General features: G+C 66.3%; 19 protein-coding genes. 10 read left to right on the forward strand and 9 right to left on the reverse strand.

Annotated elements, in window-relative coordinates; genetic code table 11:
* Positions 1-34 precede the first annotated feature (34 nt).
* The 3 genes from glnT to GCU60_RS00470 all read left to right on the forward strand — a co-directional run bounded on the left by glnT (position 35) and on the right by GCU60_RS00470 (position 3,642).
* Positions 35-1,402 (forward strand): type III glutamate--ammonia ligase, encoded by a 1,368-nt coding sequence (glnT, locus tag GCU60_RS00460; RefSeq protein ID WP_163201673.1) that lies wholly within the window; start codon positions 35-37, stop codon positions 1,400-1,402.
* Complete coding sequence (locus tag GCU60_RS00465) at positions 1,402-2,394, forward strand: alpha/beta fold hydrolase (RefSeq protein WP_163201674.1); 993 nt, start codon at positions 1,402-1,404, stop codon at positions 2,392-2,394. Before glnT ends, GCU60_RS00465 begins: the two co-directional genes overlap by 1 nt.
* Positions 2,395-2,634: 240 nt before the next feature.
* Positions 2,635-3,642 (forward strand): GNAT family N-acetyltransferase, encoded by a 1,008-nt coding sequence (locus GCU60_RS00470; RefSeq protein ID WP_163201675.1) that lies wholly within the window; start codon positions 2,635-2,637, stop codon positions 3,640-3,642.
* A gap of 40 nt (positions 3,643-3,682) precedes the next feature.
* On the opposite strand, the gene GCU60_RS00475 is transcribed toward GCU60_RS00470, so the two are convergent.
* Both GCU60_RS00475 and GCU60_RS00480 read right to left on the reverse strand, forming a co-directional pair.
* The gene (locus tag GCU60_RS00475) at positions 3,683-4,351 is read right to left on the reverse strand and encodes a hypothetical protein (RefSeq protein ID WP_163201676.1); all 669 of its coding nucleotides are present in this window, start codon (positions 4,349-4,351) and stop codon (positions 3,683-3,685) included.
* Positions 4,352-4,853: 502 nt separating this feature from the next.
* Positions 4,854-6,086: an IS256 family transposase gene (locus GCU60_RS00480; RefSeq protein ID WP_113842044.1), complete on the reverse strand. Its 1,233-nt coding sequence runs from the start codon at positions 6,084-6,086 to the stop codon at positions 4,854-4,856.
* A gap of 468 nt (positions 6,087-6,554) precedes the next feature.
* Here GCU60_RS00480 and GCU60_RS22000 point away from each other — a divergent pair, with 468 nt between their 5' ends.
* Positions 6,555-7,622 (forward strand): glycosyltransferase, encoded by a 1,068-nt coding sequence (locus tag GCU60_RS22000; RefSeq protein ID WP_430537404.1) that lies wholly within the window; start codon positions 6,555-6,557, stop codon positions 7,620-7,622.
* Between the two features lie 252 nt (positions 7,623-7,874).
* Positions 7,875-8,144 (forward strand): acyltransferase, encoded by a 270-nt coding sequence (locus tag GCU60_RS22005; RefSeq protein WP_430537405.1) that lies wholly within the window; start codon positions 7,875-7,877, stop codon positions 8,142-8,144.
* A 111-nt stretch (positions 8,145-8,255) separates the two neighbouring features.
* On the opposite strand, the gene GCU60_RS00495 is transcribed toward GCU60_RS22005, so the two are convergent.
* The 6 genes from GCU60_RS00495 to gmd all read right to left on the reverse strand — a co-directional run bounded on the left by GCU60_RS00495 (position 8,256) and on the right by gmd (position 14,694).
* Positions 8,256-8,837 (reverse strand): hypothetical protein, encoded by a 582-nt coding sequence (locus GCU60_RS00495; protein ID WP_163201679.1) that lies wholly within the window; start codon positions 8,835-8,837, stop codon positions 8,256-8,258.
* Between the two features lie 164 nt (positions 8,838-9,001).
* The gene (locus GCU60_RS00500; protein WP_163201680.1) at positions 9,002-10,102 is read right to left on the reverse strand and encodes a glycosyltransferase; all 1,101 of its coding nucleotides are present in this window, start codon (positions 10,100-10,102) and stop codon (positions 9,002-9,004) included.
* Entirely contained in the window at positions 10,077-11,171 is a 1,095-nt protein-coding gene (locus tag GCU60_RS00505; RefSeq protein ID WP_163201681.1) for a hypothetical protein, read from the reverse strand. Before GCU60_RS00505 ends, GCU60_RS00500 begins: the two co-directional genes overlap by 26 nt.
* 230 nt (positions 11,172-11,401) lie before the next feature.
* Complete coding sequence (locus GCU60_RS00510; RefSeq protein ID WP_163201682.1) at positions 11,402-12,619, reverse strand: lipopolysaccharide biosynthesis protein; 1,218 nt, start codon at positions 12,617-12,619, stop codon at positions 11,402-11,404.
* A gap of 82 nt (positions 12,620-12,701) precedes the next feature.
* Complete coding sequence (locus tag GCU60_RS22010; RefSeq protein WP_430537402.1) at positions 12,702-13,520, reverse strand: glycosyltransferase family 2 protein; 819 nt, start codon at positions 13,518-13,520, stop codon at positions 12,702-12,704.
* Between the two features lie 160 nt (positions 13,521-13,680).
* Positions 13,681-14,694: a GDP-mannose 4,6-dehydratase gene (gene gmd / locus GCU60_RS00520; RefSeq protein WP_163201684.1), complete on the reverse strand. Its 1,014-nt coding sequence runs from the start codon at positions 14,692-14,694 to the stop codon at positions 13,681-13,683.
* Positions 14,695-14,784: 90 nt separating this feature from the next.
* Here gmd and GCU60_RS00525 point away from each other — a divergent pair, with 90 nt between their 5' ends.
* Positions 14,785-15,744, forward strand: a complete 960-nt coding sequence (locus GCU60_RS00525; RefSeq protein ID WP_345770299.1) for a GDP-L-fucose synthase family protein — start codon at positions 14,785-14,787, stop codon at positions 15,742-15,744.
* Positions 15,745-15,747: 3 nt separating this feature from the next.
* Here the strand turns inward: GCU60_RS00525 and GCU60_RS00530 are convergent, their stop codons facing one another.
* A complete protein-coding gene (locus tag GCU60_RS00530) occupies positions 15,748-16,992 on the reverse strand; it encodes a glycosyltransferase (protein ID WP_163201686.1) in 1,245 nt (414 codons plus the stop codon).
* A 59-nt stretch (positions 16,993-17,051) separates the two neighbouring features.
* On the opposite strand from GCU60_RS00530, the gene GCU60_RS00535 reads away from it, so the two are divergent.
* The 4 genes from GCU60_RS00535 to GCU60_RS00550 all read left to right on the forward strand — a co-directional run bounded on the left by GCU60_RS00535 (position 17,052) and on the right by GCU60_RS00550 (position 21,480).
* Positions 17,052-17,606, forward strand: coding sequence for an acetyltransferase (locus tag GCU60_RS00535; RefSeq protein WP_163201687.1), 555 nt, complete (start codon positions 17,052-17,054; stop codon positions 17,604-17,606).
* Positions 17,607-17,729: 123 nt separating this feature from the next.
* Entirely contained in the window at positions 17,730-19,127 is a 1,398-nt protein-coding gene (locus tag GCU60_RS00540; protein ID WP_163201688.1) for a polysaccharide biosynthesis tyrosine autokinase, read from the forward strand.
* Between the two features lie 205 nt (positions 19,128-19,332).
* Entirely contained in the window at positions 19,333-20,841 is a 1,509-nt protein-coding gene (locus GCU60_RS00545) for a sugar transferase (RefSeq protein ID WP_163201689.1), read from the forward strand.
* A 15-nt stretch (positions 20,842-20,856) separates the two neighbouring features.
* Complete coding sequence (locus GCU60_RS00550; RefSeq protein WP_163201690.1) at positions 20,857-21,480, forward strand: low molecular weight phosphatase family protein; 624 nt, start codon at positions 20,857-20,859, stop codon at positions 21,478-21,480.
* Positions 21,481-21,498 lie beyond the last annotated feature (18 nt).

A 21,498-nucleotide genomic window follows, 5' to 3' on the forward strand; every position in this document is an offset into this window, starting at 1 on the left:
CGAGTCATCGAAACACGTCGTCGAGGAGGACACCATGACCGCCACCATCGGAACCGGAACCCAGGACGTCGAGGCCGTCCGCGCCCGGCTGGAGGCGGCCGGCGTCCGCTACGCCCTGGCCGGCTTCAGCGACCTGCACGGGCGGCTGAAGGGCAAGGTCGTCCCGCTGTCGCACCTGTCCAACATGGCCGGGGGCTCGGAGCTCTTCACCGGTGCCGCGGTCGACGGGGTGCCCCAGGAGATCAGCGACGAGGAGGTGGCCGCCGTCCCCGACCTCGAGCGCGGGTTCCAGCTGCCGTGGAAGCCGGAGGTGGCCTACTTCCCCTCCACCCTCTACACCGAGGGCAAGCCGTTCGAGGCCGGCGCCCGGCACATCCTGCAGCGCCAGGTGGCCGCGGCGGCCGAGCTCGGGTTCACCTTCAACCTCGGCATCGAGACGGAGTTCTTCGTCCTCAAGGACGGCGAGAACGGCCCCGAGGAGGTCTCGGAGCGCGACACCGCGGCCAAGCCCTGCTACGACCTGACGACGACGCTGGACAACTTCGGCTGGCTCACCGAGCTCGTCGAGGCGATGGACACCCTCGGCTGGGACGTCTACTCCTTCGACCACGAGGACGCCCGCGGCCAGTTCGAGATCGACTTCATGTACGCCGACGCCCTGACCAGCGCCGACCGGGTGGCCTTCTTCCGGATGATGGCCGGCGAGATCGCCCGCAAGCACGGCTACTTCGCCTCGTTCATGGCCAAGCCGTTCGCCGACCGCACCGGCTCGGGCGCGCACTTCAACATGTCGCTGGCCGACCGCGAGACCGGCACCAACCTCTTCGCCGAGGGGGAGGATCCCAAGGGCGTGGGCGTCACGGCGCTCGGCTACTCCTTCATCGCCGGCGTGCTGCGGCACGCGAAGGCGATCAGCGCCGTCATCGCCCCGACGGTGAACAGCTACAAGCGGCTGGTGCGCGGGGGCTCGACGTCGGGCTCGACGTGGGCGCCGGTGTTCGTGAGCTACGGCGACAACAACCGCACCAACATGATCCGCATCCCGCTGGCCGGGGGCCGGGTGGAGTGCCGGGCGGCGGACATCAGCTGCAACCCCTACCTGGGCGCGGCGATGATCCTGGCCGCCGGCCTGGAGGGGGTGCGCGAGCAGCTGGACCCGGGGGCGCCGCACACCGAGAACATGTACTCCTACACCGAGGCGCAGGTGGCCGAGCTGGGCGTGGGGATGCTGCCCCGCGACCTGTCCGCGGCGATCGACGAGTTCGAGGCCGACTCGCTGTCCCGCGAGGTGTTCGGCGAGGCGCTGTACAACTCCTTCATCGACTACAAGCGCGCCGAGTGGGACTCCTACCAGTCCCACATCTCCACCTGGGAGACGGAGCGCTACCTCAAGTTCTTCTGATGGCGGCGACGCTGGACCTGGGCAGGTTCGCGCTGGAGTCCGGCGCGAACCTGCCCGCCCGGCTCGTGCACGCCACGCACGGCACGCTCGACGCCGACGGCGGCAACGCCGTGCTGGTGCCGAGCTACTACACGGGCACTTCCGACAGCTACCTGCCGTGGATCGGCCCGGGGCGGGTGCTGGACACCGAGCGGCTGTTCGTCGTCGTGGTGGACATGCTGGGCAACGGGGTGTCGACGTCGCCGTCCAACGCCCCGGCGGGGGTGGGCGGGCCGGACTACCCGGTGGTGACCGTCCGGGACCAGGTGCGGGCCCAGCGCCTGCTGCTGGACTCGCTCGACGTGGACCGGCTGCGGCTGGTCGTGGGCTGGTCGATGGGGGCGATGCAGGCCTACGAGTGGGCGGTCACCTTCCCCGACGACGTCGACGCGCTGCTGCCGATCTGCGGAGCCGCCCGCTGCTCGCCGCACAATCGCGTCTTCCTGGAGGGGGTGCGGGCGGCGCTGACGGCCGACCCGGCGTTCGACGGCGGGCGGTACGCGGCACCGCCGGTCGCCGGGCTGGAGGCGTTCGGGCGGGTGTACGCGGGCTGGGCGTACTCCCGGGACTTCTTCCACTCCGGCACCTACCGCGAGCTGGGGTACCCGAGCGTGCAGGCGGTGCTCGACGGCTGGGCGGCCGACCACGCGGCCCTGGACGCCAACGACCTGCTGGCGATGATGGACACCTGGCTGAGCGGCGACGTCGGCCGGGACCGGCCGGGTGGCTACGAGGCAGCGCTGCGCAGCATCCGGGCCCGGACGATCGTGATGCCGTCGACGACGGACGCCTACTTCACGCCGGCCGACTCCGAGGTCGAGGCGTCGCTGGTGCCGGGAGCGGAGCTGCGCCCGCTCGAGTCGGAGCTCGGGCACATCGCCGGGCGGCCGGGCGTCCGGGCAACCGAGACGGCCGTGATCGCCGGGGCGGTGCGCGACCTGCTCGGCGGGTGAGCGGCCGCGGCCGGGTGGGCGCGGGGCCGCCGCCGCACCGACAGGTGAGCGCGGAAAGGTGCTGCTCAGGCAGCGGTTGCCCTTGACGGGATTGCGCCCCATGTGGCTTCCTGGCGGCCCCTCCGACGGCGCCGCGGCGCGGTCGGAGGTCTGAGAGCAGGGCCGAGAAGTCCGGCCGACCGGCGAGGGGTGCCCACGATGCAGGCGGTTCCCCGAACAGGCTTCGTCTCCGTACCGGGCATGGACGTGGTCCCGGACGCGCACTGGGACAAGGTCATCGGCGAGGTGGGCCCGCTCGAGACGTACCTGAGGTGCGCCTATCACCGCGTCTCCGCCCACGCGGAACCGCCGGGAACCCGGCCGGTGCTGCTCCTCCACAGCGACGGCGGGGCCGAGATCGCCCTGCCGCTGCTGCTCCGCCCGCTACCGGACGGCAGCGGGTGGGACGCGACCAGCGCGTACGGCTACGGCGGGCCCGTCGGCACGGCCTCCCGGGCGACGGCGGCGTTCGGAGAGGCCCTCGACCGGTGGGCCCGGGAGAACAGGGTCGTGACGACCTTCCTCCGCCTGCACCCGCTGGTGGGCAACGTGGCGCTGGTGCCCGCGGGTGCCGAGCTCGTGTCGCCCGGCCCCACCGTCGCCTGGGACGTCACACCCGGTCGGGACCTGGCGGCCGCACAGCACGCGCACCACCGTCGGGCTGTCGCCCGTGCGCGGAAGGCCGGGGTGACCGTGCGGATCGTGGAGGCCCCGGAGACGCTGGACCGGTTCCGGGAGCTGTACGAGGAGACGATGCGGCGCCAGCGTGCGGACACCTTCTACCTCTTCCCTGACGCCTACTGGGCCGCGCTGGAGGCCGAGCGGCACGAGCTCGGCGTGGTCGTCGTCGAGGGGTGGCTGGACGGCGAGGTGGCCGCGGCCCTGCTGTGCTTCGCGGGCGGGCCGTGGCTGCACTACCACCTCGGCGGGTCCTCCGACGCCGGTCGCACGGTCGGGGCCTCACACCTCTGCTTCCTGTCGGCGGCGACGTGGGCGCAGTCCAGAGGCATGAGCCGGTTCCACCTGGGTGGCGGCACGGCGGGGGGCGCGGAGTCGCCGTTGTTCGTGTTCAAGAGACGGTTCGACCCCGGCTCAGAGCCGTTGGCCTTCTCCGTCGCGAAGCTGGTGCACGACCCGGCGCGTCACGCGGCGCTGGCCGGCACCGATTCGACCGCCGGCTTCTTCCCGCCGTGGCGCAGCCCGGCCTGAGCCGGCCGTCCCTCATCGCACCGGCGATGGCCGGCAGGCCTCAGACGATGCCGCTGTCGATCGACTGCTGCCAGGACATCTCGTCGATGACCGCGCGCTTCTCGACGTCGTCGAAGCGCACCTTCTTCCAGGTGTGCCCCTGCTCGGTGCCGGCCGTGGCGCTGCGGTGCCACTCGCCCTTGCGGGTCAGGAACCAGGAGCGGCCGTGGTAGCCGGAGCCGGTCAACAGCCAGCCGGAGAGGCTGGTGATCCCGGTCCGCTGCTTCTGCGGGTCGCGGGCGTAGGGGAGGAGGTAGAGGCAGACGTCGGTGAACTCGGCGGCGGTCAGGCCGCGGAGCACGTGGACGGCGGAGCGGATCTCCTGCTGGGTGCGCTTCTGGTCGCGGGCGTAGAGGATCCAGACGGCGTCCTCGTCGGCGAGCTCGAGCAGGGTGGTGCGCTGCCGGAGGCGCTCGGCCTCGGCGGCGGCGGCCTCCTCCTCGCGGCGGCGCTCCTCGGCGGCGGCGGCCGAGCGTGCGCGCACCCGGGCGATGGCGAGGTCGCGGTCGCAGACCCGCCAGCCCTGCCAGAGGTCGGAGTGGTCGGCGCACACCATGCGGGAGCACTCGGTGCACTCGCCGACGGCGGGGTCACCGCAGCGGCATCGTGCCGAGCCGACCCTGTCGTCGTCGCTCTGGACGTAGACCTTGCCGCAGCGACGTTCCGTCACGGTGGCAATGGACGACGGAGCGACGCCGGCGGCGACAGGCTGGCCGGTTGGGACTAGGGCGTCGCAGCGCCAGTACCCGGGAAGGATCTGCGTGCGTGCGTCAGTCGCCCCACAAGAGGGACATGGCATGCGCGAAGCCTAGAAGCGCTGGATGCGGCTGCAGCTGTGGAACCATCACGTGTCGGCCGCGTCCCAGCACGTACGTCACAGCCGCCACGGCTGATACCTGACGACTCCGCCACCCGCTCGCTGGGGCCGCGCCAGCGGGCCCTCTAAACCCCGTAGGACCGCCCACGTCCAAGAATTGTCCGCATGGCTATCCGCGAAAGATCAAACTGCCGGCGCGGGCCCTGTGACGAAGCCGGCAATCGGGGAGGTTAGCCGCCGACCCTTGGCGCCCAGCGACGGGACGTCCTCAGTAGCGCCCGCCCACTTACCGCACGGTGACGTCCCGCTGCGTGGTGGATGTAGTCCTCACCGTGCTGGGTCAGCGGTGTGGTGACTATGACGCGATCAGGGCCGGTTGCGCCACCTCCTCCTTGGACGGACTCGGCCGGTTGAGCGCGGCCATGGAGCCCTCTGAGAGGTAGCGGCGGTCGGAGACCTGCCATTCGTCGTGGGCCTCAACCAGGACGGCGCCGGCCAGGCGGAGCAAGGCTGCGGGGTTGGGGAAGACACCCACGACGTCGGTGCGCCGCTTGATCTCCTTGTTCAGCCGTTCCAGAGGATTGGTCGACCAGACCTTCTTCCAGTGCGCGACGGGGAAGCCGGTGAAGGCCAGCAGATCGTCCGCGGCTTCGCGCAGCATGGCCTCCACCTGCGGGAACTGGCGGCCGAGCATGCCGGCGATGACGTCGAGCTGGGAGCGCACGTGTTCGGCATCGGGCTGGGCGAAGACGGTGCGGATCGCGGCGGCGACCATCTCAGCGTTGCCCTTCGGGACCCGGGCCAGCACATTGCGCATGAAGTGCACCCGGCAGCGCTGCCACGCCGCGCCGAGCAGCACCGCACTGATGGCCGCCTTCAGCCCGGCGTGGGCATCGGAGATGACCAGCTGGGTGCCACTCAGGCCGCGGGCCTTCAGCGAGCGCAGGAATGCCGTCCAGAAGGCGCCGTCCTCGCTGTCGCCGACGGCGAAGCCGAGCACCTCCCGGTGCCCGTCGGCGGCCACCCCGGTGGCGATCACCACCGCCTGGGAGACCACCCGCCGGCTGACCCGCGCCTTGCAGTAGGTGGCGTCCAGGAACACGTAGGGAAACGCCTGCTCGGCCAGCGAGCGGTCGGCGAATGCGCTCACTTCGGCGTCCAGATCGGCGCAGATCCGGGAGACCTCGGACTTGGAGATGCCGGTGTCGGCGCCCAGCGCCTTGACCAGGTCATCGACCTTCCGGGTCGAGACACCGTGCAGGTAGGCCTCCATCACCACCGCGAACAGTGCCTGGTCGATTCGCCGGCGCCGTTCCAGCAGCGAGGGGAAGAACGATCCGGCGCGCAGCTTGGGGATCCGCAGTTCCAGATCCCCAGCGGTCGTGGTCAGCGTGCGTGGGCGGGAGCCGTTGCGCTGGGCGGTGCGGGCATCGGTGCGCTCGTGCGGGGCGGCGCCGATGACCGCGGTGAGCTCGGCCTCGATCAAGGCCTGGTAGATCGTGGTCGCCGCCGACCGGATCCGGTCATCGACGTCGGCAGCCTTCAGTGCCTCCAGCACCTCGAGCAGGGCAGACTGGTCCAGGGCCATCGTGTGTTGTGTCCTTCCGCGAGAACCATTGGCGTGGTCTCGCTGACCATCACACGATGGCCCCTCTACGTGATCACTCACGCGAACGGGACCTGGACTTACACCACCCGCAGGGACGTCACCTACCGCACAGGTGGTGCAAACGTCAGAAGCGCCGTTGCAATTCGGGCCGCAAATAGCTGGAGCCAGGCGCGCCAACGTCAACAATTGACGCCCAGCCCTCACAACGCGACTAATCTCCTTACCACAATCGGCAGGTTCGTAGAGCCCGAGGAGGGCCTCAGCGCCTTCAGCCACGCGGGCCGGCCCGGGCGCGCTGGACCGTAACCCAATGGAGCACGTAGGCTGCGAGGGTGCGTCGGTCCGGCCTCGCCATGACCCGGCCAAATAAATGAACCGCGGTGGGTTCGACGAACCAGACTCGAGTGGGTGCATGTGGCTCGCGACATTGTAGTGCTCCAGCCGGCAATGGCTAGCTATCGGCAGGCATTTCTCGACGCTGTAGATAAACAGCTGCCAAACGATGTCAAACTGGCGTTCCATGTCGGCGACGCTCACTTTGTCTCGACCGTAGTGACTGGAGTGCAATCTCGACTTATAAGCTCCACAGGCGCAAATCGCTACGTAGCAGGCCGGCGCATCGGCTGGCAGCGCGGCGTTACCAGAGCGGCAATAGTCGCCGACTGTTGCGTGGTCGAACTAAACCCGCGCAACATCAACACCTGGGTGGTGTTGATCGGTCGTCGACTCCTTCGGAAGCGGACCCTTTGTTGGGGTCACGCTTGGCCACGCCGCGGACCGGCAAGTCGGAGCGACCGCCTGCGGAAAGTTATCCGCCATTTGGCATCGGGAATCATCGTATACACCCAGAGACAGCAGCAGGAGATTCAGGAGGTGGAGCCTGCAGTCCGTGTTTTCGTTGCGCCAAATGCACTGTATCCGGCAAGGCAACTTCGCCCCACTGTAAGTGTCGAACCTAAAAAGACATTCGTATGGATAGGCCGCCTAGTGGATGAAAAGAATCCACTCTTGGCGCTGGCTGCGTTTCGGCGGTTAGCAGCGCGCCACGGCGATCTCCATTTAGACATCGTGGGCGCCGGTCCGCTCAGAGACGGGCTGGAAGAGGCCGTTCAGTCATATGGCCTATCGCACATGGTGACTTTCTGGGGCCACGAAAGCGACCCGGCCGTGCTTGGTCCACTCTTCTCGCAAGCGGTAGCCTCAGTTTGTTCGGGCTATGTGGGGCTAAACGTGACCCAGTCTCTAGGGTTTGGCTGCCCGGTGATTTGGGCTCTGGACCCACTCAATGCGCCAGAGGTCTGCACGCTAGACCAGAGCAACGGCTACATATATGCAAGGGGAGATGCCGAGAGCTTGGCGGCCGCCATGGACTCCGCGCTCGAGGATCACGCCTCTCGCCGCATCGATAGGGACGAAGTTAGCGCTCGTGTCCGGAACACATACTCAGCAGAAGCAATGTCTGCGGGATTTCTCAGCGCAGTCCTCGCCACCGAGCGTCCTCGCTCCGGACGCTAAGCTAAGCCAGTGAACACAACGGGACGGCCAGAGCGTCCACTCCCCCGCGTCCTGAGGCCGCTTCGCCGAGTGGTTACTCGGCTCCGTCTCCTCCGACTCCGATTGTCGTATTACGGGCCGCTCACTCTGGGCGATGACTTTCGTATCGGCGCGGGCGCCGTCTTCGCCACCGCTGGTCCTATCAAGTTCGGCAACAGAGTTCGCGTCGCCCGCAACCTGCACCTCGAGACGTCGCTCACCGTGCACGACGATGTGCTGATCTCGAGTAATGTCGCGATCATTGGGGACGATCACCCATTCGACGCGTCGAGCACGCCAATCACTGAATTTTCTAGAAGCCCCCTAGCGCACGTCCGGATAGGCGGGGACTGCTTGATCGGCTTTGGGGCTACTATCATCGGACCGCTAACGGTTGGCTCGGGGTCCATTGTCGGGGCTGGGGCGGTCGTCACAAAGGATGTTCCGCCGAACTCAATTGTAGCGGGCGTGCCAGCGCGAACCTTGCGCAGTCGACGCCCCTAACAACGGCGCGCGGGCCAGGGTGATCCGGCGATGATCGTGAGCAACAGTTGACGCGGAGCCAGTCTGCCGTGAGGGCAAGTGCAAGATCCATCCCGATCCTGATCCCGGCTCCTATAGAAAGTCGCCGGGTAGTCGATTCCGGAACGTTTCGGTTAACCCCTCGACAAGTCGGCGTGGACCAGCATAAGCGGCGCCTGTAGACCCGCTCGCGCCAGTGAAGACCGGTGCGACACTGAACGTTCGACGATTAAGCCCAGTTCCAACTCCCGTCAATACTCGCTCAGCGACAGCATGTTCTAGGTATCGCCCGTTCCGCTCATCCACCTGACCGGCTAGCCCCGTCAGGTGCTCGTGAAGTATCGCCGGAGTGACTGCGAAGAGCCTGCTGTCGACCTGTGTCAGGTCGCGTCGAAGGCGAACGAAGGCGTCTTGGCTGCTCACGGTATGGGGGAGAAGTAGCCCGGCGTTCCTCACGATCAATCGTCCCGTGACCTTGACCACGAGTTCATATGCGTGGCCGCATTCGGTGACATATGAGTCTAGGCGGTCAAGCATGAGAGCTTCGCCGACGCCCTTGCCAAGGCCGCTCGCAGACCGCTCCTCAAAATAGCTGATCACTTCAACGTCCCGCGCGAATCTAGCGGGAAGATGGGAGAGAAGCTCACCGACCGGGAAGCCTGAGTTCTCGATCACCAGTAGATGATCGCCCCACCTGGCCACCCTCTTGGCCCAGAACGCAAGAGAGGCCTGGTAATCCGCGAGGCGCCTCTCGGAGGCGCGAAGAGCCAGAAAGGGTACGGATTGATCCGGTACGACGCACGCGGTGAGAACCCACAGCCGATTATTGTGTCGGCGCATCAGCACACAACCTCGCCTGCGACCAACAAGTAGTTCTTCGCTACCTGCGCCGGTAGGAACCTGTCGACGCAGTAAGTGTTGTTTCTCTTGGTGAGCGAGAGGATCCTCATCGACTCTTCGGCGATCGGTATCGGTTCGGCATTCACGATGCTAGTTCCAACCATTGAGCCGACCTCTCTCAGGCCGGGAACGTCAGTAACGAGGACTTGCACGCCCAGGCCCGCTGCCTCTACGGCGACCAGGCCGAATCCCTCGTAGCGGGATGGCACGAGCACCAGATCGGCCGCCTTCATCCACGGGCCAACCTGCTGGACCGCCCCGACGAGGTGAAGCCTTTCACCGACGCCTAGGGTGTCGGCTAGCCGCTTGATACCCATTCGCTCGGCTCCATCGCCTACGCAGACCAAGTGCACATTGTCGGGCGTAAGGCTCAAGGCGCGAATCGCAATGTCGTGGCCCTTGGCATGCTTTAGGGCTCCCACAATCACGATGACCTTAACGTCCTCACGTGAAGCGCGAAGGGCGCGTACGAACGGCGGGACGCCTGTAGTGGCTGCAAGCTGAGCTTGGAGTCGCGCAAGATTGACTGGGTTATAGATCACGTGGACCAGTTCGGAGACGCCTACGGTGTCGATCAAGTCAGCTTCAACCGCTCTACTGACAGCGATGATGGCATGTGCACGCCGATAGAGCACGCGCCTGAGGAATCGGAGCCCTTGGCGCTTTAGTCCAAGGCCCTGCAGCACCTGCGCACTAATATTGTGCTCAGTAGCCACCACGCGGACGGGCATCCCGATGGTGGAGACGAGGGCGATGATATTTGACAAAGGCATGAAACTGAAAACCAGTACGTCCCCCCTCTTCTTGAGGTCGCAGCGTAGTCGCCATATGACCTGCAACATCGCCAACGGCTTCCAGCGCGATCGTTCTATGCGCAGGCGTCGCCAAGGCTGGTTCTCAACGTCGACTTGGCCCTGGTCGGCCCCGAACGTTACGACTGTTGTCGACCGAATGCTTGAGAACTCCGTGGCGAGGTCGATGCATACACGCTCGGCCCCGTAGGGTTTTAGTCGATCAATCAGCAAGAGCAACTCGGACATTACGGATCTCCTTTCGCACCTGCCTAGTCCCGGTGCTCGCTTGAGACAACGCCACTAGGCAAGTCCCGATCAAGCTCCATGTTAGCCAGTCCACCTGTCCGACAGACCATGGGCGCTCAAGAACACCAATCCAAATGGGAACCGCGACGAGGCTTAAGCTGGCGGCGCCGTAAGAGCCTAGCCTTACGCTGACCTGAGTTACAAAGATGGCAAAAAAGATCAGGCCGAGACCACCCGCGACAAAGTACACATCGACGATCTGATTATGGAGGCTGTAGGCGCTTGCGCCTTCAATGCGCCCGCCCTCTGCGAAGCGCCGTTCCAGCGCCCCCCATCCCTGGCCCACTATCACCGAAGCGCCTTCGGCCGTTGCTGCTAGCTGCCACAACTGCGGCCGTCCTGTGAACGAGTTCGGGGCCGCCAGAAGTGGCAGCAACAGCTCGGCTGCAACGCCGCCGAGAAGTACCAGCCATCCGAGGATCATGCCGACTCGTCGGACGGCCCAGCGTTCGATGCACCAGTAGGCTGCCGCCGCAGCTACTCCGAGGAGAGCAGTACGACTGCCGATCAGCCAGATGTCGACGCCAATCAAGAGCATGAGAGCGTCCCGCGCGCCGCGGCGCGGGACGAGGAAAAGGAAGGGGAGAGTAAGGGCGAGAACTAACGCCAGTGCATTCTCGTTCGGATAAATCCCCGTGATCAACACATCAAGCGGGCCGCATTTGTCAAAGCGGCAGGCGCGGGTTCCATGCTGCTCGCTTGTGGCGGCTAGAGCGAAAGAGGCCACGAGGACGAGCCCACCGAAAGCTATGGCCCCTAGGTGTGCGCCCCTTGAGTGTGGAACAAGCGCAACAAGCGCAACCGCAAGTGCGAGGACTAGCCATCGTTGCGACGCTAGCGGCCCCCCGGTGAGGAGGTTCCCTATCGCACCAAGACACAGAACGCCGACGATCAGGCTGCCCGTTCCATTGACGCGGAGCCTTAATCCATCGCGAATAAGGCTCTGGATCAGAATGGAGGCGCTCATGCCTGCCACGCCCAGCAGCCCCAACTTCTCGAGCATGCTCACCCAGGGAGCCTGACTGATGTCTGCGTCGCCATACAAGCCGTAGGTGATCGTAACTCCGCCTAGCAGTCGGCCGATGAGCTGCGCGATCGAAAGTGCGCCGCCGACCCCCAGGATCAGCCAAGAACTGGCGTCCCAAAGCTTGCGGTCCCTCCGAAGAATCATAAGAAGGAGGGCAGCTCCAAGGATGCTCGAAAGGCCGAACACGACTGAGGCAAGAGAACTCGGACCCATCATGTCGTATCACCGATCTGCCGTACCGAGAATCGACTGTATAGGGCCATGGGGATAAGCTGGAATAGGAAGACGCAGGTCGCAGATGCCAGGACAGGGCCCGGCGCCCCTATGGCCACTGACAGGGCAACCGACATCGGAACGTTCGCGATGCCCATGGCGAGCACGCACACCGCCTGGAAGCGCAGCTCTTTGGGTCGCGTGAGAAGCATCGAGAATGGCATTGTAAAGCCTTGTATTACGAGCAGGAGGCCGAATACGGCAGTGAGGTTGCCGCTGAACTCGACCTCGGGACTGAGGATCGAGTTCACGGGGAACGCTGCCGCCCAGGCCCCGAGTGCCAGCACGATCGAAAGTCCAACGGGCGTGCGCGCTAAGATCGAGAAGGTTTGCTGCCCCGGTTCAGAGGCTGCCCGGAGTCGGACCAACTGGGGCCATAGCGCCAGCCCTGCAGCCGACAATACGGAGAGGGCCGGTGTGTACAGGAGTGCGGCGAGCGCGTAGCGGGCCATCTCGTACTGGTTGTTTGTAATGTCCAAGATGATTCGGTCGGACTGCAGTGCCAGTGCTTGCGCCAGTGTGATGGCGAACATGGCGGACCCAGTACGGGCAAGAAGGGACAGGCTTCCGGGGCCGGATCGCCTGGCGGTGCGTCGGAGGATGGATACAGCGGGGAACCAGCGGCGACGGCTTGCCCAGACGATGAGTGCGAGATTGCTTAGGGCGAGGCTAATGGCGGCGGCGGACCCTAGACTCCAGGTCGGCAAATCCGTTGCGAGGCATGCGGCGACGATGGCCGGCGTGGCGGCGGATGCAGCGCCGAGCGCCAGGATGCTGTCAATCTGTCGACCGATCGCGAGAGCGTAACGGTGGATGAGTGCCAGAGGGACGTTGATGGCGGATACGGTTACGAAGCTCGCAATGGCGGCGTCTACATCGATTGCACGGGTTGATCCGCCCAAGAGTGATGACCAGATCTCGAAGCTGCTCGCAGTGGAGACCGTGCCAGCTAGCAGGAGGCCGATGAGGCTGACTGATCTGAGGGCGCTAGCGTAAAGGGCGATGACTTCGTGGTCCGAAGTCGGATGTTCGCTCGCCGCGGCAGCCGATGTAATCGCGGCGCCGGCCCCTAGGTCGGCGATCGGAAAGAAGGCCGTCAAACCCCATACCAAGGAGATCGCAGCAAAAACGCCAACGCTGGTCTGTTCGATGACCATGCTGGCGGTGAGAAGCGACGCGGCTGCGGTGATTGGCAGGGTAACGAGGCGTGCGCCTGCGCCCCTAAGTGAGCTTGAAGTTCTAAGCATCACTAGAGAGCGTGTATGGCCGACCTCCAGGTCGCCACGGGGCAGGCTTTGGTGCGGGACCATAACGGAACGACCGGTCGACCCACTTGTCAATGGTTCGACTTAGTGGGCGCCACAGTCGGTACGTGCGGCTCGCGAGCGTGCCAGCATGCCGGCGACGGACTAGCTCGCCTTCATCCAGGTTACCCTTGGTCATGGTGATGCTACTAGGGTGGAGCCGGTATGCGGAAAGTTCCACTGGCACGTATACGGGCTTACCGACCCGTTGAAGTCGGAGGAGCAAATCGAGGTCCATCGCGTTTCGCAGGCTTACGTCGATGTCGCCGACGGTCTGCAGGGCGGACCTCCGCAACAGGCTGCCCGGCTGAGGTATGAAGTCCTTGCCATATCGGGCATACCGCGCGGCGAGTGATGTCGGCCGTGTTAGACCGATCGTGTCGCCTTGCTCGTTGATGTATCGAGTTCGCCCGTACACAAATGGGGCCGACGGGTTCCTGTCCAGTGCCGCCAGCGCAGTCTTAAGTGAACCTGGTGCCAGCAGGTCGTCGTCGCCCAGCCAGCTGACGTACTCGTTGCGAAGGCGGGATAAGCCATGTTGCAAGGCGGCGGAAAGGCCCGGAGTCTCGCACACTTCCTGCTGAACCTCCGCAACGAAGCGGTCCAACAAGGTGCCGATGGGTGTTCTGCTCACGACGAGAATGTCGACGGGAAGGCCCTGTCGAGTGAGTGACTCGAGGTTGTCTCTCAGCCAACTAGGCCGTTGCCCTAAGGTGGGCACCACGATGCCCACTCGGGCTGGCGTGTCGGACATCGGGCGCCTTTCGTCGGCTTACCAGCGTGAATATGGCGGTGGCGCGGGTCGAGGTCGGTGTCGAGACCGGCACGCAATGGACGACCTCTACGCCGTTCGGCAAGTTGGCTGGGATGACCGTCAGCTGTGCTGGACGGGTCCGAAGGGTTGGGCGGTGTTCCTAGTTGTCTAGGCGAATACGGCGGCCAGAGCGTTCGTCGTCGAGGAGCTTCATGTCCGCATCAACCATGATCCTGACGAGGTCAGGAGTGAGAACCTTAGGCTCCCACCCAAGCTCATTCTTCGCCTTGGAGTAATCTCCGATAAGTGCATCGACCTCTGTAGGGCGTTCGTAGCGGGCGTCGTAATCCACGTACTTCTCCCACTCGAGGCCAGCGTGCTCAAAAGCCATGCGGACGAAGTCCTTGACCGAGTATGCGGTGTTCGTCGCCAGCACGTAGTCGGCTGGCTCCGGTGCCTGCAGCATGCGCCACATGCCCTCGACGTACTCGGGGGCGTAACCCCAGTCGCGGACAGCCTCGAGATTGCCCATGTAGAGCTTGTCCTGGAGGCCGGCCTGAATGCGAGCTACCGCTCGAGTGACCTTGCGCGTCACGAAGGTGGCGCCTCGGCGCGGCGACTCGTGGTTGAAGAGGATGCCGTTGACTGCAAAGAGGTCGTACGCCTCCCGATAATTGCGCGTCACCCAGTACGCGTAGACCTTTGCTGCTCCGTAAGGGCTTCGCGGGTAAAACGGGGTGTTCTCATCCTGGGGAGGCGGAGTTGCGCCGAACATCTCAGAGGAGGACGCCTGGTAGATCTTCGTCCTGACGCGCGCGGCGCGCACGGCCTCGAGCAGGCGCATGGCGGCCACACCGGTGATGTCCCCGGTGAAGACCGGCTGGTCGAACGACACCCGGACGTGGGACTGGGCGCCCAAGTTGTAGACCTCGTCCGGGTTGATGTCGCGCAGCAGGTTGATGAGGGTGACGCCGTCGTTCAGGTCGCCGAAGTGAAGGAACAGACGGCGGTCGGCGACGTGCGGATCCTGGTAGATGTCGTCGAGGCGCTCGGTGTTGAAGGACGAGGAGCGGCGCACGATGCCGTGCACCTCGTAGCCCTTGCTGAGCAGAAGCTCCGCCAGGTATGAGCCGTCCTGACCGGTGATCCCCGTAATGAGTGCCGACTTCGCCATACCCGTGTCCCCGTTCGATGTTGTCCGTACGCTGCGGAAGCTCCGACGTAGCCTAGGGCCCGATCAACACGGGGAGAATCGACTGTGACTGTGACAACCCTCGACAGGGGTGCACGAACCTACGTCGCCGGACATGGCGGTCTCGTCGGTGGTGCGATCCTCCGCCACCTTCGAGACCTTGGCTTCACCGATCTCGTCACCCGGACGTCGCGCGAGCTGGACCTCCGGGACCCGGTTGCCGTCGAAACGTTCTTCGCGGAGCAGAAGCCCGCGGCTGTCGTGGTCGCGGCGGCGAAGGTCGGCGGCATTCTGGCCAACAGCACCTACCCGGCTGACTTCCTCTCCGACAACCTGCGCATCCAGGTGAACGTGCTCGACGCGGCCGCCCGTCACGGCGCCTCGAAGCTGCTCTTCCTCGGATCCAGCTGCATCTACCCGAAGTTCGCCCCACAGCCGATCCGTGAGGATTCGCTGCTGACCGGGCTGCTGGAGCCGACTAACGACGCCTACGCGATAGCGAAGATCGCCGGCGTCCTCCACGTGCAGGCCCTGCGGCGCCAGCACGGGGTGCACTACATCTCCGCCATGCCGACCAACCTCTACGGCCCGGGTGACAACTTCCACCCGACCGGGTCGCACGTGCTTCCCGCCCTCATCCGCCGGTTCGACGAGGCGGCGCGCTCGGGGGCCCCGTCGGTCACCGTGTGGGGGACCGGCACCCCTCGCCGGGAGTTCCTGCACGTCGACGACCTGGCCCGCGCATGCGTGCATCTGCTCGAGCACTACGACGAGCCGGAGCCGATCAACATCGGCGTCGGTGACGATCTCTCCATCAGCGAGATCGCCGAGCTGGTCGCCGAGACCGTCGGCTTCGAGGGCAGTCTCGAGTTTGACGCGACGAAGCCCGATGGGACGCCGCGGAAGCTGCTCGACGTGAGCAAGATCAAGGGCCTCGGCTGGGAACCGCGGATCGGGCTGAGGGAAGGTCTGGCGGACACCTACCGGTGGTACCGCGAGCAGCTGGATGCGGGATCCCTTCAGCGGACCTGACGGTCAACCGGCGAGGCCGCGGATCCAATCCTCGTAGCTGTTGAGCGATGCCGTCCCGGTGAGGTGTTCGGCGGCGTACGCCTGGCCGTTCGCCGACATCTCCTCGGCGACGGCCGGGTTGGCAGCGATTTTCTCGATTGCATCGAGGATGGCCGCGGCGTCGCCCGCGGGAACGCGCACGCCGGCCTCCGAGGCCGCGATGAGCGCCGCGGCGCCGCTGCGCTCGTGGGTGGCGGCCACGACCGGCCGGCCGGCGGTGAAGTACGTCGTCAGCTTGCTCGGTACCGACATCTCCACGACGCCGGGCTTCTCGTGCAGCAGCAGGCAGTCAGCAGCGGCCAGCGTCGCTTCGAAGTCGCCCTCGGGCAGCGACTTCAGCATCGAGACGCGGGTGGCACCCTCGGTCCGGGCCCGCAATGCTTCCCGTTGCGACCCGTTCCCCATCAGGACGACTCGGACGTCGCTACCGCGTTTTTCCGCGAGGCGCCCGACGTCCACCAACCCCTCAAGGCCTTGCTTGGCGCCCATGTTCCCCGCGTGCAATGCGACGAAGTCGCTGGGTGGCCAGCCCAACCTGCGGCGCTGCTGCTCGCGTTCGGTGGCGCCGGCGGACGTCACGTGGGCCCAGTTGGCGATGACGCGGATCCGCTCCTCGGTCACACCGCTGGTGACCAACCGCTGGAGGAACACCGCGTGGATGACAGCGATGCCGTCCATCTGGCGCAGCAGGAAGCGCTCCAGCCAGCCGGTGACCATGGCGAGCTTGCCGCCGCTCAGGCCGGTTTCCGCAAGGGCCGCCCCGTAGAGGTCCTGGACCACCGCGGCCATCCGGTAAGGACGGAGCGGGCGCAGGAAGAGGACGGGCACAAGGCTGAGCAGCGCGGGGCTGACTACGACGACGACATCAGCTCGCCGGCTGACGAGCTTCGCTGCGGCGCGCACGGCGAAGACAATCTCCATCCAGACTCGGGAGACGCCGCTCGGATTGCGCGGCACGGGATGAGGCACGCGGATCAACCGCACGCCGTGGTCATCGGTCTGCGGACGAGGCTTCTCGTACCCCGGATGCAGTCGCCACTCCGGATAGTGCGGATGACCGGTAATGACCGTGACGTCGTGCCCGGAGAGGGCCAGGTGGCGGGCGAGGCCAGTTGTGTACGGCGCGATCCCGGTGGTCTCCGGCGCGTAGTTCAGGCCGATAACCACCACCCGTAGCCGGGCGCCACTAGACTCGGCCGACGCGGACACGCTCACTCCTTCGGCTGTGCGCCTCCGGGTGAGACGCGCGTAGACCGTATCCTCAGCCGGTGTCACAACCCACCGTGATCGACCTTTCAGCCGCTCCCGGAGCGGGGGAGAGCTGGGACGCTCCGGCCTGGAAGGTCTACGCGTGGGGGCTGGCGGAACTGCTGTTCGTCAGCAGCTCCTGGCAGGTGAGCTCCCGGTTGCGCCGCGCCGTCCTGGTCGCCTTCGGCGCGCGCGTTGGCGAGGGAGTCATCCTCCGCCCCCGCCTCCGGGTGCGCTTCCCATGGAAGCTGACCATCGGGGCTCGCAGCTGGATCGGTGAGGGCGTTTGGCTGCACAACCAGGACCACGTGTACATCGGCTCGGACACAGTCATCTCGCAAGGCACCTTCGTCACGACGGGATCGCACGCGCACCGGCGGGACATGGCCCTCATCACCAAGCCGGTGGTCATCGAGGACGGTGCCTGGGTGACTGCGCGATGCATCGTGCTCGGCGGCAGCCGGATCGGGGTGTCTGCGTTGGTGACCCCCGGAACCGTCGTCAACGGCCAGGTACCGGACGCGATGATCTTCGGCGCACCGGAGGGCGCTGTGCTGCGCCCTCGATTCTCATGACCCCATCGGGGCACGGACGAGTTCCGCTGTGGCCGCCAAGGTGAATTGCTGCTCTAAGGTCTCGCGGAGTCGAGGGCATCGGAGTCGGGCCTCTGCGCGAGCTTCGACGGAAACGGGGACGTCGTGGAACTGAGAGAAGTCCTGGCTGCCCTGCGCGCCGGCTGGTGGTTGCCCCTGATCGGGCTCGTGGTCGGCGGCGCGGCGGCGCTCATCGTCAGCCTTCTCCAAGCGCCGCTGTACACGTCCTCCACGCAGCTCTTCGTCTCGACCAGGGACACGGCCTCGACCTCGGAAGCCTTCCAAGGCAGCCAGTTTTCCCAGCAGCGCGTCACCTCCTACGCGCGACTGATCACCGGGGAGGAACTTGCCCAGCGGGTCATCGACCGCCTGGGCCTGGAAGTCTCGCCCGGCGAGCTAAGCGCACGGATCACCGCGACCGCGATGTCAAACACGGTGCTCATCGACGTGACCGTCACGGACGAGTCGCCCGAGCGGACGCAGCGCATCGCCGACGCAGTGGGTGCGGAGTTCACCGAGTTTGCGGCGGAACTCGAGACGCCGGACGGAGCGGACGTCTCACCTGTCAAGGTCACCGTCACCGACGGGGCCGAAGTGGCGAGTGCGCCCAGTTCCCCGCAGACGACTCGCAACGTCGCTCTCGGCCTGCTGGTCGGGCTGCTCGTCGGCGCGGGGCTCGCCATTCTCCGCGTCCGCATGGACCGCACGGTCAAGGACCCGGACGAGGTCGTCCAGCTGACCGGGGTGCCGGTCATCGGCACCGTGTTGCGAGACGACGCCCTGGAGAAGCGGCACGTCGTTGACCGGAACAGCACCACCCGGACGGCCGAGGACTACCGGCAGCTGCGCACCAACCTCCAGTTCCTCAACGTGGACCAGCCGCCCAAGGTCATCATGGTGACCAGTGCGCTTCCCTCCGAGGGCAAGACCACGGCCGTGGTCAACCTGGGGCTGGCGCTGGCCGACGCGGGCCGGACGGTGACCATCGTGGAGGCCGACCTTCGGAAGCCGAAGGTCACCCGCTACCTGGGCATCGTCGGCGGGGTTGGCCTCACCAACGTCCTTGCCGGCACGGCGGAGGTAGAGGACGTCGTCCAGCGGTACGGCCCCTCCGGGTTGTCGGTCATCGCCTCCGGGCCGACCCCGCCCAATCCGGGCGAGCTCCTGGCTTCCAGCAACATGCATGCCTTCCTGGAGAAGCTCCGGAGTGGGAACGACTTCGTTCTCGTCGATGCACCGCCGCTTCTGCCGGTTGCCGACTCCACCGGTCTCGCGGTGTACATGGACGGGGTCCTGCTCTCCGTCCGCTACGGCAGCACCCGCAAGGAGCAGTTGCAGCAGGCAGCCGTATCGCTGGAACGGGTTGGCGCCAAGACGTTGGGGGTCATCCTCAACATCGTGCCGGCGCGTGCAGAGCTGGCCAGCGCCTATGGCTATGGCTATGGCTATGGCTACGGCTCGGAGCCGGAAGGCGGGACCAAGGGCGGCAAACGCCGGGCGTGAATCTGACATGCGCGTAAGCCCACGCCTGCAGTGAGCACCCGTGCCCGTGTGTGATGCGGCACGGGGACGGCCTGACCCCTCCCGCTGAAGTCAGCGAGCCTGTACGGTCCGGATGCCGGTTGAACGCTGAAGTTCCCTGGTGGCAGGCGGAACTCATCCGGGGCGTATGGCTCACGGTTCGGTGCACGGGGGTGCCCAGTTGTCGATGATCGACGCTCGCGACGGTCTGCAGACCCATGACGAACGGTCGGTCTCGCGGGGCTGGTACTCCTACACCTCCCGTTTCCGTGGCGAGGGCACGGAGGCGCGACGTGCATGGCGCGGCGACTATGTGCGCCGCATCGTCATCGGGGATGTCGCGTGTGCGGCTGCGGCAGGCATGGCCGGCTATCTCGTCCGCTTTGGCTCGGACAGCGGCGGCACGGCGCACGCCTCCCTCTGGGCCGCGGTCCTGCTCCCTGTGATCTGGGTCGGCGCCATGCTGATCGCCCGCAGCTACGAGGAACGCTTCCTCTGGGTGGGCGCCGAGGAATTCCGCCGGGTCTTCTTCGCGGCCATGATGCTGCTGGCCACGCTCGGCACCGTCTCGTGGGCCTTCAAGCTCGACGTCGCGCGCGGCTTCGTCATCGTCGCCGTTCCGCTGGCCGCGTCGCTCACGCTGCTCCACCGCTACACCCAGCGGCAGCTCCTGCACCGGGCGCGCGGTCGGGGCGAGCACCTGCAGACCACCATCCTGGTCGGCCACCGCAACGCCGTGGCCGCGCTGGACGAGCAGCTGGACCGCGAGGCCTTCCACGGGTACCGCGTCATCGGCTGCTGCCTGCCGACGGACCAGTTCAGCCCGCACGCGGACGCATTCAACGGGCTCCCCGTGCTCGGGGGCCTCGACGAGGTCGCCGACGTGGTGAGTCGCTACGAGGTCGACACCGTCGCCGTCCTGCCATGCCCGGAGCTCGATGGTCCGGCGCTCCGCCGCCTCGGCTGGGACCTCGAGAAGACGCGTGCGGAGCTTCTCCTGGCTCCCGCGATCACCGAGATCGTCGGCACCCGCGTCCGGATCCGCCCCGTCTGCGGGCTCCCGCTGATGCACATGGAACGGCCGGAGTTGACCGGCATCCGCCGCATCACCAAGGACCTGTTCGACAAGGCCGCCGCGAGTCTGGGCATCTTCTTCCTGCTGCCGGTGCTGATGGGCATCGCCCTGGCCGTGAAGGTCACCAGTCAGGGGCCGGTCTTCTTCCGGCAGGAGCGGGTGGGGCGGGACGGCCAGACCTTCTCCATGCTGAAGTTCCGCAGCATGGTCACCGGCGCGGACCGCATGGTCGATGAGCTGGCCGACGACAGCGACGGCAACGGCGTCCTGTTCAAGAAGAAGGACGACCCCCGCGTCACCCGGGTCGGCAAGGCCCTGCGGCGCTACTCACTCGACGAACTGCCGCAGCTGTTCAACGTGCTTCGCGGCGACATGTCGCTGGTCGGCCCCCGTCCGCCACTGCCCACCGAGGTCGAGCGGTACGGCTTCGACATGCACCGGCGATTCCTGGTGAAGCCTGGGCTCACCGGCCTGTGGCAGGTCAGTGGGCGGTCCGATCTCTCCTGGGACGACTCGGTGCGGATCGACGTCCGTTATGTGGAGAACTGGTCCCTCATGTTCGACTTCATGATCCTCTGGAAGACCGTCGGGGCAGTTCTCCGCGGCTCAGGGGCGTACTGACCGCACAATGTGCCAGTGAGCAATTCCGGTGGTACGCCGCCGGCCGTCACCGTCCTGCTGGTCTGCACCGGGAACATCTGCCGCTCAGCCCTGGCCGAACGGCTCGGCCGCGCCTATCTCGACGAGCGCCTCGGCGACTTGGCGGCAGACATCCAGCTGATCAGTGCCGGGACGCAAGCCGTCGTGGCATCAGAGATGCATCCGCTCAGTGCGCTCGTGCTGGCCGGCTTCGGCGCGGATGCCGGCGCTTTCCGGGCTCAGCAGCTCACGGAGCAGCAGCCGGCGCACGCCGACCTGACCTTGACGATGACCCGCGCCCATCGTCGGGATGTGCTGGAGATGGCTCCTCGCGGGCTGAGTCGAACGTTCACCCTCCGCGAGGCGGCAGCCCTGCTCGAGCTGGTGCCTCCGGAGGCGGGCCGTGCCGGCGGAGGCTTCCGAGAGAGCGCCGGGAGCCTGGTCGCCGCACTCGCGGCAGCCCGGTCCCGGCGAGAGGCCGGCGCTGAGGACGACGTCCGGGATCCCATCGGCAGACCGGCGGAGGTGCACGAGGAGGTCGGGGAGCTGATCGCCGGGGCCCTCCTCCCGCTGCTCGGCCGACTCGCAGAGCTGCGCGAACTCGACTCCTCGTCGGTGTAGATCTGCCTGCGTGTCTGC

The organism is Blastococcus saxobsidens (genome assembly GCF_010682065.1).
In the GTDB taxonomy this organism is placed as follows: domain Bacteria; phylum Actinomycetota; class Actinomycetes; order Mycobacteriales; family Geodermatophilaceae; genus Blastococcus; species Blastococcus saxobsidens_B.